General features: G+C 48.8%; 10 protein-coding genes and 2 pseudogenes. 5 read left to right on the top strand and 7 right to left on the bottom strand.

Features of this window, described 5'->3' with window-relative positions; translation table 11 throughout:
• Positions 1-495: 495 nt before the first annotated feature.
• The 5 genes and pseudogenes from FBY13_RS22600 to FBY13_RS22580 form a co-directional block, all read right to left on the bottom strand.
• The gene (locus tag FBY13_RS22600; RefSeq protein ID WP_145395215.1) at positions 496-1,161 is read right to left on the bottom strand and encodes an RraA family protein; all 666 of its coding nucleotides are present in this window, start codon (positions 1,159-1,161) and stop codon (positions 496-498) included.
• A 421-nt stretch (positions 1,162-1,582) separates the two neighbouring features.
• A pseudogene (locus FBY13_RS23940) lies at positions 1,583-1,738 on the bottom strand (integrase core domain-containing protein); the annotation flags it as partial.
• Positions 1,739-1,791: 53 nt separating this feature from the next.
• A pseudogene (locus FBY13_RS23935) lies at positions 1,792-1,869 on the bottom strand (hypothetical protein); the annotation flags it as partial.
• A gap of 124 nt (positions 1,870-1,993) precedes the next feature.
• Entirely contained in the window at positions 1,994-2,710 is a 717-nt protein-coding gene (locus FBY13_RS22585; protein WP_145395214.1) for a cyclase family protein, read from the bottom strand.
• 1 nt (position 2,711) lies between these two features.
• Positions 2,712-4,061, bottom strand: coding sequence for an MFS transporter (locus FBY13_RS22580; protein ID WP_109716151.1), 1,350 nt, complete (start codon positions 4,059-4,061; stop codon positions 2,712-2,714).
• Positions 4,062-4,576: 515 nt separating this feature from the next.
• Between FBY13_RS22580 and FBY13_RS22575 the strand changes: the two genes are divergently transcribed.
• Complete coding sequence (locus FBY13_RS22575) at positions 4,577-4,822, top strand: hypothetical protein (RefSeq protein ID WP_254353985.1); 246 nt, start codon at positions 4,577-4,579, stop codon at positions 4,820-4,822.
• Between the two features lie 492 nt (positions 4,823-5,314).
• On the opposite strand, the gene FBY13_RS22570 is transcribed toward FBY13_RS22575, so the two are convergent.
• Positions 5,315-5,782 carry an Lrp/AsnC family transcriptional regulator gene (locus FBY13_RS22570; RefSeq protein WP_255474529.1) on the bottom strand — a complete coding sequence of 156 codons (468 nt, stop codon included), beginning with the start codon at positions 5,780-5,782 and terminating at the stop codon, positions 5,315-5,317.
• Between the two features lie 81 nt (positions 5,783-5,863).
• Between FBY13_RS22570 and FBY13_RS22565 the strand changes: the two genes are divergently transcribed.
• The 4 genes from FBY13_RS22565 to FBY13_RS22550 all read left to right on the top strand — a co-directional run bounded on the left by FBY13_RS22565 (position 5,864) and on the right by FBY13_RS22550 (position 10,470).
• Positions 5,864-6,877, top strand: coding sequence for an ornithine cyclodeaminase (locus FBY13_RS22565; RefSeq protein WP_145395213.1), 1,014 nt, complete (start codon positions 5,864-5,866; stop codon positions 6,875-6,877).
• A gap of 9 nt (positions 6,878-6,886) precedes the next feature.
• Positions 6,887-7,819 carry a citrulline utilization hydrolase CtlX gene (ctlX, locus tag FBY13_RS22560; RefSeq protein WP_367303074.1) on the top strand — a complete coding sequence of 311 codons (933 nt, stop codon included), beginning with the start codon at positions 6,887-6,889 and terminating at the stop codon, positions 7,817-7,819.
• Positions 7,820-7,927: 108 nt separating this feature from the next.
• The gene (locus FBY13_RS22555) at positions 7,928-9,349 is read left to right on the top strand and encodes an amino acid permease (protein WP_145395212.1); all 1,422 of its coding nucleotides are present in this window, start codon (positions 7,928-7,930) and stop codon (positions 9,347-9,349) included.
• A gap of 95 nt (positions 9,350-9,444) precedes the next feature.
• On the top strand, positions 9,445-10,470 hold the full coding sequence (locus FBY13_RS22550; RefSeq protein ID WP_145395211.1) for a histone deacetylase family protein: 1,026 nt from the start codon (positions 9,445-9,447) through the stop codon (positions 10,468-10,470).
• A 323-nt stretch (positions 10,471-10,793) separates the two neighbouring features.
• On the opposite strand, the gene FBY13_RS22545 is transcribed toward FBY13_RS22550, so the two are convergent.
• Complete coding sequence (locus FBY13_RS22545; RefSeq protein ID WP_145395210.1) at positions 10,794-11,252, bottom strand: GNAT family N-acetyltransferase; 459 nt, start codon at positions 11,250-11,252, stop codon at positions 10,794-10,796.
• Positions 11,253-11,530 lie beyond the last annotated feature (278 nt).

The raw sequence follows: 11,530 nt of genomic DNA, 5'->3' as shown, positions 1-11,530 counted from the left end.
TGTATTTATTAAGTTCTGATAACTCAATGGCGTAGTTTTTATTCCGAGCCTGTTACTGATTCTTAGTAACTGTTGACGCACTGAATTTCGTCGCTCATGCGTTTATCTGACTCGACAATAAAAATGACTCATCTTCAGTACCTGATGGGCATAATCTGCTTTTCAGATGCAGAATGCATTGTCAAAATAAACAACCTTGCACACAGCGTTTTCTGTTAATAATACATTGCGTTTCATACAGATTAATATGCATTTTATTTTCTTATTTAGTTACCTTTTGATACCATTCCCATGGTGGTTTTTTATTATGATCGCTAAGCTTATTTTTAGAAAAACAATCCTTATATGCATCAGCCATATTTCAGGAAAATTTTTCTTGTTGTCCCGCATTATTCGTACATTCCGAATTCAGGATGGTTCCGGCAACGACTTTCGTTAATCCTGAAATTATTATGATAATATTTTAAATGACAGCATAACGACTTCAGCTATGTATCAGTCAGGCATGTTCAACCCTAGTTTGCTGAACATCTCATTAAGCCCCATTAATTCAGCTGTTGATCCGCCCGCCATAATTTTCTCTTTGAAAATACGTTCTTTTTCTTCACGCAATTCAGACAGGCGAATCACCTCATCCAAATGTTCCTGCTTGATGACAACAAGCCCATCTTCATCTCCTACTATGATGTTTCCCGGATGGATAATGCTGTCATTAATAAGGAGCGGTGCGTTTAAGGTGCCTGGCTGCTTTTTCTCTGTACCGCGAATGCACAGACCTTTAGCAAATACGGGGAAGCCTGCGTCGATCATGGCTTCACTGTCGCGGACGGCACCATTGACGACTAAACCGGCTAAGCCAATAGTTTGCGCCTGTGTGGTCAGTACATCACCCCAGATCCCCGCCCCGGTAAAACCGTCGCAGTTTATAACCAGGACTTGTCCGGCTTCGGCATGGAGCAGTGCATAATGGATCATCAAATTATCCCCAGGGCGCATATGCAGCGTGAGTGCTGTCCCTGCCATTTTCATGCCACGCGCCAGGGGCTTGATAGAGGAATCAATCGCACCCGTTGCTCCCTGAGCTTCGTAAATCGTGGCCGTACCTAATTTTGTCAGTGCAGTAATATTTTCTTGGCTTAATCGCGCATTGGAAACTTTCATTATTTATCCTGATGTTTTTAAATTGAGCGTCAACAACCAAAACACTATTGCTGTGTTTGTCATAAGACTAAGGTTATTGCCTGCCGATTAATAACCTGTGAGCTAATGATAATGAGGAAGCCAAGTGAAACAACAGGATGTTATTTAAAATCATTTAAGAAAAACTTAACATGAGGTTCATGTTCAGAATGAAAACAACAAATAAATTAAAATAAACATTACAAAACATAAGCTTAAAAAAATTTTTATCTAATAAACTTAATTTTATCAGACTGCAATTGTGTTGATATGTGACGTCGAATTCTTTTTTTTGCATTGAATGTACGTGATAGTTGCTTAACCAATATCTACTCGGTGGTTTTTTTATTAAGGACTCTATCTGTAGGAAGGATGTGCTTCATTTAATATGCATGCTTATATGTCAACTGACCTGCCGCCAGTATTCGTTCCCACCGTCATGCGTAATATCTGTTCTCTTGCTGTCAAATTTCCCCCTTCTGCGCCCTGCTGCAAACTCTGATGGCGTCTGATAATCCACTGCTGAATGTGGACGACACTCGTTATAATCCTGCCGCCAAACCTCTTGCACCAGACGTAGAAAATGGCGTCTGAAATAGCGTGCCTGTCGCAGCGCTCGCGGGCCGAAACCCCGGCTTCGACCTTGCGGAAAATACGGATGATCTGTTCGTCGGAAAAACGCGTCTTCAAAGGATGCCCTCACGTTGCTGATGAAGACATTACTAACATCGCGGTGTGTTAATTAATGGGGAGCAGGTCAATAGCACCTGCTCCCCGTTGATTAACCCTGAGCCTCGTTAAAACTGCGTCCTGTTCAGGCAAATACCGGCACCATTTCCTCTACCAGCGCCACTGCCCGGATTGGCGAAGCCGATGCCCCTTTAATCCTGAGCGGCAATGCCATGAAAATAAATTCGGAAGGCAAGGCTTGCAGGTTAGCCAGATTCTCAATGATCAGGCAATCAGAGCCGAGAACGGCAAGATGAGCCGGGTGTGCTTCATTACTATATCTGTCCAGCGACATGGCATCTGTACCGAAAACAGTCACGCCTTTTTTAATCAGATAATGCGCTCCTTCGCCTGATAAGCCCGGCCAGTTTTGCAAAAATGGCGCCTGGTTTGGACGGCAGCGCCACTTCTGATCATAACCCGTCCGAAATATCACAATATCTTCTGCAATGATTATTCCTTTATCAGCTTCCCATGACTGGATCATTTCTACAGTGATGTCACTGTTCTCTGCCAGATGTGACATATCCAGGCAGCGCCCCCGTCCGGTGAGCTGGCGCACATCAACCTGCTCAATCGTTTTTCCACCTTGAATGAAATGAACAGGCGCATCCACATGAGTACCGCAATGATCGCCGAGACTGAGCTGACAGTTATAGTTGCCATCACCAGCAATGTAGTCTTCGGCACGGCTGCAGAAGAATTTTCCATGGGTTGGCCAGACTGGCATGAACTCTTCATAGAGATGGTTTAACTCAATAAGTTTATGGTGACGTAATAAAGTGATCAGATCGCTGGTCATATCAGGCCTTTTTTAACATTACGGTTTCTTTAATGAACCAAAGTGGAACACATGAGAGGAGTAATACCGCGACAATCACCAGATAGTGCACGGTGAAACCGTAGCTGTGAATAATCCAACCACTAATGGGCGCGACCAGAATACCGGCGATGCCAACCGCGATGCCGATCATCAATCCCATGCTGGACGCTGCAGCACGAGGAGATGAGTCGATAAGCAAAGCATAAGCCACCGGGTAAGGTGAGTTGCGGAACAGGCCCCAAAAGATAAGAATGGCCCAGCCAAGCGTTGCGGAATGGATGAACATGCATAGCGCCGCTGCCAGAACCCAGCCCGTAATAATGATGCCTAGCGAGCGTTTACGCCCTTTCACATCCGAGAAGCTGCCCCACAAAATCTGTCCAATCCAGCCAGTCAATCCGGATGCACCAGAGATGATTGCTGCGGTCGAGAGATCGAGTCCAACTTCACGCGTCAGTTGCAGCGTCAGAAAGTTAGCTATCCCCATCTCTGCCCATGTAAAACCAAAAATCAGCAGAATACTCAATTGGCAGTTACGGTTTTTCAGACAAGAAGCGGCATTAGCCCATACCGAACTCTTTTCAATGGTGTTCTGCAATGATTCCGTAACGGGCGGCGTCAGCTTGTTATCAACGATCCAGTCATTAACCTTCTGATGATTTTTACGTGTGCCAACGATTAACTGTGCCACCAAAATAACTAAGCCAATCAGTGGAATAAACAAAAATGCTTCACGCCAGGTCGCAAAAGCCAGAATGGCTGCGATCAGGATAGGACCAATAAATTGTCCCAGCGGAAATCCGGTATGATGTACCCCAATAGCAAATCCACGGTTCTCTTTCTGCCACCACTCCCCGAGCAGAGCAACGTTAATCGGTTCTGACCCCCCGGTCCCCATGCCCATGGTGACACGCAGAACCTGAAACGCTCCCAGCGTCTTACAAAAGGCAGTCGCCACACCTGAGATAATTTCCACAAGCACCGTTACGCACCAGCTGTAGCAGCGCTTATGCCCGGCACCTAACCAGTCTGAGAACATACCGAAAACCACAGCGCCAGCTAACGTTCCAACAAAGCTAAGTGAGTTGAGCCAACCTGCCTGAACTTCGGTCAGGTTAAATGACTGCATAATTGCTGGAAGCAAAGTAGGAAGAATAATCCTGTCAATTGAGTTCATCAGGATCGCAAGCGTCGTAATGACCAGCATCCACCATGAGAGAGGATGCGCTTTGGGTAGAAAACGATACAGCCCGCTGCGCGGACCGTGTTCACCGGCAGTTGCGGTCTCTTTTGATGGTTGTTTTGTCTGTTCAGATGTGGGAGGTGTCATATCTGCTACCTTAGAAAATTATTTATAGTCAGTAACCTACCTGATGCTGTTGGCCAGACCAGGCCCTGTTTTGTAGTTACTCTTGTTATGTTTAAAAGGAAAGATCAGATCAAAATTTAAACACTTTGCTAACATAGCTATCACGATTACTACCATACAAGTAGCTGGCGATTGATACTCGACCTTGATCACGGTTAGTCAATGATTGAATGAAAAAAGCACAAAAGAGATCACATGAACGTACTAACTTGTCAGGTGATATATAACCAGGCTGTTCAGGTATTAACTTGAGTTTAAAGCCGCAAACTTCGAGTGTCCGCGCCTGGCTGTGAGTTCAGCGGGTCGATGCAACGCTATCCTTAATTAAGGGGGACGTTGCCATGAAACGAAGAACTCACAGCGAAAAACAGACGTTTCGCTCATAACGACTGATTATCATCATTCCATTCAATGTACATCCCGTTCCCGAACTGCGTCAGAGAGGCACCGCGTTACGCAATTAGTCAGGTTCAGACATGTTATTTCTGGCTTCAACGCTGTTTAGAGAGTGCACCATGCCGGAATTCTGCTTTTTAAAGAAGGGTAAGCACATCGCAGCTCTTGAAAGATCTGATGCGGAAAAAGCCACGCAACTGACCGAAGACGGTTGGGAAAAGCAGGTTGAAGAGGTTCGCGCCGCCGATGCTGAAAACGTAATTGCCAGGCTGGCGGAGATGCGGAAAGAGGATGCCTCGACGGAGCGTGCTCTTGTAACCGGTTAAGTATTCAGGGTTTCCTCCAGACTGTTCTCAAATAACAGTCAGCTGGCAGCGTGATATGGACCTTTTACCCACCCGCTTTTAACCCAAGACTACCACCGTCCTGGTAAGGCCCAGCATTTCAACCAGTAAGTCACTGTTCCAGATTACGGCGTCTTTTACCTTTGTTTGTGTCGTTTCGTCGTAAGGCCAGCTGCTTTCGTCGCCTCATCGATACCTTCTGCGGTCAGCTTTCCGTAGTTCTGTCCCTTGAGCTACATCCCGTCGTGACAGGACATGTAGGGCTACTTTCCCTGTCGCCTCGACTCATCAAGCCCGCAGCAGACAATCAGTCAGTATCGACTTCTGAAAATACGGTGCGAATAGTGTCCGGTCACGAAATGCAACGCGCAGTACAGCCAGTAAAAGCTGGTCATCATCAGCGACCAAAGCAGAGGGTAAGTCAGTTTCCTGACAACTTACCTTTTCTTAAACAAATAACGGCCAGCCTTTAGATTATGCTTTTCGGGTTGAAAGCTGGATGCTGGTTTCTGAACTGTATATACCGGCGATACGTCTTATCCTTCCCAGCGTCTGCTCGAAATCTTCAAGGTTATCAGCCCTGATTTCCGCCAAAAAATCCCATTTGCCGTTAGTGGTGTGCAGCGTATGCACAGCCGCTTCGCTGCGCAAATGTTGCAAAACTGACGGAGCTTTTGTTCCTTCCACGGCAATAGTCATCCAGGCCCTGATACGATTTTTTTCCACCCCGGGCCTTATTTTCACCGTATAGCCGGTGATAACGCCTTCTGTTTCCATCATCTCAATACGCTTCTGCACGGTTGCGCGCGAAACACGGGCCTTCTGTGCTATTTCCGTGACAGACATTCTCCCGTTGTCACGCAGCAAAGCAAGAATCTGGCGATCTGTATCATTCATGTTATCAAATTGAAAAAGTAAATGATCAATATGCGCATTAATCACACAATTTGCGCATCTTTACAACTTTTTTTGCCCATCGTGCTTTTTCATACTTAGGGAGTGATGAACAACTAAGAGAAAAAAATGACAAAATTTATTGATACAGACGCGATGGTTCAGATGGTCCGCCAGACCGGCGTCAGTGAATTTATCAGGAAGCTTGTTGACTATATTGAAGATGACTTTCGACGCTGGCCGGAATTCGATAAGGTTCCACGCCTCGCGAGCCACTCCGATATTGGCGTTATTGAGCTGATGCCGGCTGCAGACAACAGGTTGTATGGTTTTAAATATGTTAACGGCCACCCCGGCAACGCCCTGCATAACAAGCTGACCGTGATGGCTTTTGGCGTGCTGGCAGAGACCCGGACAGGTTATCCTGTGCTGCTAAGCGAGTTCACACTGGCTACCGCGTTGCGTACGGCTGCAACGTCCGTCCTTGCAGCAAAATATCTGATGCGTCCCGACGCAAAAGGTATGGCCGTAATTGGCAACGGTGCGCAGAGTGAGTTCCAGATTATTGGCTTTAGTCAGTTGCTGGGCATTAAAGAGTTCTGGCTGTATGACATTGACAGCAGCGCGACGGAAAAGCTTATCGGCAATCTGCAATCGTTCAACGATATCATCCTCCATTTCTGCCATTCGGCTGAAGAGGCCGTAGCAAAGGCTGACATCATTACCACCATCACCGCCGATAAGGCCAATGCCACTATTCTCTCCGCCGATTTAATCCGGCCCGGCACCTATATTAATGCGGTTGGCGGCGACTGCCCGGGCAAAACCGAGCTGGACAGTAAAATTCTGAGCGAAGCTTGCGTGTATGTTGAATATACCCCGCAGTCGCGAATTGAGGGCGAGATTCAGCAGATGCCTGCTGATTTCGCGGTGACTGAACTCTGGGAAGTCATTACTGCCCGGCAGGCGGTCAGTCATTCTGAGTCAGATACCGTCGTTTTCGATTCGGTAGGCTTTGCTGTCGAAGACTTCTCTACGCTGCGGCTCATTCACCACCTGACTGAGGAGCACAATATCGGCACCTCTATTGGACTCATTCCGGTGCCGGAAAACATCCGGGATCTCTACAGTCTCCTGAAATGACCGAAAAAAATGATGCAGACAACCAATACTGTTCTGATGGTTCGTCCTGCATCCTTTCGGGCTAACCCTGAGACGATGCAGAGTAACCATTTTCAGAAACCTGTCGCCCAGTTGGCAGACCCATCTGAATCTGCCCGGCGTGAATTTGATGCATATGCTGCTGCGCTTGAAAAAGCCGGGATTGCTGTGCGTGTCTATGAAGACTGCCCTGACAGTGGGACACCGGACGCGATCTTTCCCAATAACTGGCTGGCTATGCTTGAAGACGGCAGCGTGTTTACTTTTCCTATGGAAGCCCCCAATCGTCGGCGGGAGCGGCGTAAAGATATCCTGTCCGATCTGTTTCAGGAATATCAGGTAACAAGACATATAGATCTGTCACTCTTCGAGCTGGAGCAGCGCTATCTGGAAGGTACGGGGTCGCTGATACTCGATCATGAGCACCGGATTGCCTATGTATGCTGTTCTTCACGCAGCGCAGAAGCGCCGGGAAGAGAGTTTGAAAAGCTGTCAGGCTACCGTCTTCACTGGTTCAGCGCGCACGATCGTGACCTGCGTCCCGTCTACCATACCAATGTAATGATGAGCCTCGGCAAACGGTTTGCCATCGTGTGTCTGGAGAGCATCCCCTCTTTCCGCGAACGGCGCCTTCTGACTGAAACGCTGCGAGCAACAGGCAAGACGCTCATAGACGTGACGTTCACCCAGATGGAATCTTTCTGTTGCAACGTCCTGGAGCTACACGACTCGCTGGGCATGCCGGTTTATGCCATGTCGAAGCGCGCATGGCGTGCGTTCAGCCCCGAACAACAGGCCGCAATATCCGCCTATGCACGTACCGTTTTGGCCCCCATCAACGTCATTGAGGATCTTGGCGGTGGAGGAGCCCGCTGTATGATTGCAGAAATTTTTCTCAGCAAGAATCAGGACCGAGGCACATAGCCCTTATTATTCAAACAGTGATTATCGGTGGTGCTGTCCGGGAGTATGTCAGACAGGAACATGTGTGCTTATTAACGGCCGCCGGATATATTTCAACCGGAGAAAATCATGAAAAAAAGCACTATTGCGCTCAACGAATCCGATGTGCCAGGCGAAGAAAGGCATCTGAAGAAGAACCTGACGAACCGCCACATTCAGTTAATTGCCATAGGCGGCGCGATCGGAACGGGGCTGTTTATGGGGGCAGGAAAAACCATCAGCCTGTCCGGCGTTTCTATTATTTTCACCTATACGATCATTGGCTTTTTCCTGTTCTTTGTCATGCGGGCGCTGGGTGAATTACTGCTGTCGGACCCCAAATTCAACTCTTTCGCCGACTTTGCCGGTGAGTATCTCGGCCCCTGGGCAAGCTTTTTTATTGGATGGTCATACTGGCTGAGCTGGGTCGTGGCGTGCGTAGGCGATATTGTCATCATTGGTGACTACATGCGCTTTTGGTATCCGGACCTGCCGCTATGGATACCGGCTATGGGCGCGCTTATCCTGCTGGTCAGCCTCAACGTCCTGTCCGTTAAAATGTTTGGTGAAATGGAGTTCTGGTTTGCGCTCATCAAGGTAGTGGCGATTGTGGCGCTGATTATGGCCGGATTCTGGATGGCCTTTAGCGGATACACGTCACCGGAAGGGGTAAAAGCATCGTTTCACAATCTGACAGAGCCCGGTACGCTTTTTCCGCACGGACTGTCCGGCTTTCTGGCAGGGTTTCAGCTGGCGTTTTTCTCTTTTGTTGGTATTGAGTTGGTGGGTGTGGCTGCCGCAGAAACAAAAAACCCGGAAAAAAATCTGCCAAAAGCGATCAATTCTATCCCAGTGCGCATACTCCTGTTCTACGTACTTTCCCTGGCTTGTATTATCGCAGTATCTTCATGGGGCAACGTGGCGGCGGACAAAAGTCCGTTTGTACAACTCTTCACCCTTGCGGGGCTCCCTGCGGCTGCGGCCGTTATCAACTTTGTCGTGCTGACGTCTGCGCTTTCGTCTGCCAACAGTGGCGTATTTTCAACGAGCCGAATGCTCTTTGGACTGGCCCGACAGGATGCCGCGCCGCGCATACTGCGCAAACTGTCCTCCTCAAGCATTCCGCTGAGAGGGCTGCTGCTGTCAGCCGGGTGTATATTCTGCGGCATCCTGCTGCTGTTTATCATCCCCGAAGTCATGACGGTCTTTACGATCCTTTCCACCATGTGTGCCATCATGCTGATATTTATCTGGAGCATGATCATGCTCTCCTGGATCAGCTATCGCAAGAAGCGCCCTGACCTGCACAGCCAGTCGGTTTACCCCATGCCGATGGGAAACATCATGAGCCGTGCATGTCTGGTCTTCTTTTTCTGCATGCTGATCATCTTGTCCCTGAGGCCAGATACCCGAACCGCCCTCATGATCGCACCACTGTGGTTTATCTGGCTGACTGTTGCTTATAAAAACAGGCAGGCCATCAAGATGGTTTTTTCCGGAAGCCGGCCCTGAGCAAAAACCACAGACATTCAAACTCAGCCCTTAGGCTGGCGTTCACTTAGATAAAAGGAAGAAAACGTGAAAACTATTTTACCGGAGGCCTGCCCATGCTGACCGTTTACAGTCCAAACCACAAACTGCACCACGGCATTGAGCTGAAAGACGGCGTTCTTTCCCCTTCTTTTGAAAATCCTCAGCGCGCCGAGACCGTTCTGAACCGCGTGCAGGCCACCGCGCTCGGAGACGTCATTTCTGAGCGGGCATATGACAAAGCGTGCTATGTGGCCGCGCACAGTGAGCGATACGTGAGCTTCCTGGAAAATGCATGGTCGCAATGGGCCGCTACGGGACGAACGCACGATGCACTGCCCCTGGTATGGCCGGTACGTGATCTGGCTGGCAATCGTGAGCCGGAATTTATTGACGGCAGGCTCGGCTTTTACGCCATGGACGCCGGCGCACCCATTAAAGCTGATACATGGCAGGCCGTGAGAAGCAGCGCCGACGTGGCGCTGACGGCGGCAGATTTAATTCTGGATGGCTCAAAAGGCGCATTTGCACTGTGTCGCCCGCCAGGCCATCACGCAGCGCGCGAGTACATGGGCGGATACTGCTACCTTAACAACGCCGCCATTGCAGCCGAGCGGTGTCTTGCAAAGGGATGTAAAAAGGTGGCTGTACTGGATGTGGATTTCCATCACGGTAACGGCACTCAGAGTATTTTTTATGATCGCCCTGACGTCTTTTTTTCTTCGATACACGGTGAACCTGCGGTGTCGTATCCCTATTTTTCTGGCTATGCGGATGAAACCGGCGTTGGCCTGGGAGAAGGCTATAACCTTAATCTGCCGCTTGCTAAGGGGACCGACTGGCAAACTTATCAGCTGGCACTCAGAACCGCGCTGGAAGCGGTGAAGAAATTCGGGCCGGATGTGCTGATTATCTCACTCGGTCTGGATACGTTTGAAGGCGATCCGATCAGTCATTTCCGTCTGACCAGCGGCGATTTTATCAGGATGGGTGAGGAAATAGCTAAGACAGGGATGAATACCTTGTTTGTCATGGAAGGAGGATACATGGTCGACGAAATAGGCATCAACTGCGTAAATGTGCTTGGTGGTTTCGAAGGCTGAGTGTGTTAGCGGGCGACCGTGTATTCTGCCACTGGCGGAGTTCACGGTTATTATGCCAAAGGTCAGCCACTGCACGGCGTGAAATATCAACTTAAATCGGTATCTGAGCACTGGCATGAAGGTCGTGCTCAGCGTGGAACGGTTGAGTGGGGTTGTGTGTTACTTCAAAACGTCAGGTGCAGAGGTTGCATTCCGGCAGCAGCGCACTGCTCTCGCTCTGAGCTAAATGAAGGTCCGCTTTGAGCGAATAGCGGATCTTTCACTTATGATATGTATCCAACACCTTGAGCATAACTTTCCTGAGTAGCATAAAAAACGTGAAGTTAAGAAAGGTCTTTGCACATAAACACACTCAACGGATCTGCTGCATACGGGGGGAATGCATCGCATATTTCGTACCCGCACTTACGATAAAGTGCGATGGCCGGTTGCTGATTAATCCCCGTTTCAAGCCGTAATAAGCACGGAGTCTTCTCTGAAGCCATCGTCTCGATTGCGCTGATTATCCGCTCTCCGAGCTTCCTGCCCCGGTATTCCGGTCTAATATAAACCCGTTTAATCTCAGCTGAGCCATTTTCCTGAAATAGCAAAGCACCACAACCCGCAGGTGCGCCGCCTTCATCACGTACGATAACGCAGCGGAGCTGCTCGTCATTAACGGTTGAAAGATCAAGGCAGTGATTACTTTCTGCAGGATACAATTCCCTCTGAAAGGCATCGAGCTCGCTGACCAGCCACGCCAGGTCAGAATCACATTTATCCACTTCTGAAATGCTGAACATTCACTATCCTCGATTTAGTTTTAACTGCTAAATCTACCATGCCTGTTTCACCTGGGACGGCTTTCAGTATTTAACAGAGAACCCGTTTGCGGCTTACGCTTTTGGCGCTAAGTGGACTGACGTCGGGCTTATGTCCGTTATGAGCGATCAGCGGACTAAATTTTGTCTGACAAGATCAAATGCCTGTAGTGGCACACTGAATTTGGCCACCTGAATAGAGGTGATATCATCACCTCACAGTAAAAACAGGTGACATTATGACCGGACGTAACAGACGC

Origin of the sequence: Pantoea sp. SJZ147, from assembly GCF_007828605.1 — a bacterium.
Taxonomy (GTDB): Bacteria; Pseudomonadota; Gammaproteobacteria; order Enterobacterales; family Enterobacteriaceae; genus Pantoea; species Pantoea allii.
The sequence above is the reverse complement of the archived record's forward strand: the minus strand, read 5'-3'. Positions and strand labels throughout refer to the sequence as shown.

Coding starts and splice junctions, on each gene's coding strand:
- FBY13_RS22580 (WP_109716151.1), bottom strand. CDS start 4,061: ATGACACCTCCCACATCTGAACAGACAAAACAACCATCAAAAGAGACC.
- FBY13_RS22600 (WP_145395215.1), bottom strand. CDS start 1,161: ATGAAAGTTTCCAATGCGCGATTAAGCCAAGAAAATATTACTGCACTG.
- FBY13_RS22565 (WP_145395213.1), top strand. CDS start 5,864: ATGACAAAATTTATTGATACAGACGCGATGGTTCAGATGGTCCGCCAG.
- FBY13_RS22550 (WP_145395211.1), top strand. CDS start 9,445: ATGCTGACCGTTTACAGTCCAAACCACAAACTGCACCACGGCATTGAG.
- FBY13_RS22555 (WP_145395212.1), top strand. CDS start 7,928: ATGAAAAAAAGCACTATTGCGCTCAACGAATCCGATGTGCCAGGCGAA.
- ctlX (WP_367303074.1), top strand. CDS start 6,887: ATGATGCAGACAACCAATACTGTTCTGATGGTTCGTCCTGCATCCTTT.
- FBY13_RS22545 (WP_145395210.1), bottom strand. CDS start 11,252: ATGTTCAGCATTTCAGAAGTGGATAAATGTGATTCTGACCTGGCGTGG.
- FBY13_RS22575 (WP_254353985.1), top strand. CDS start 4,577: ATGTTATTTCTGGCTTCAACGCTGTTTAGAGAGTGCACCATGCCGGAA.
- FBY13_RS22585 (WP_145395214.1), bottom strand. CDS start 2,710: ATGACCAGCGATCTGATCACTTTATTACGTCACCATAAACTTATTGAG.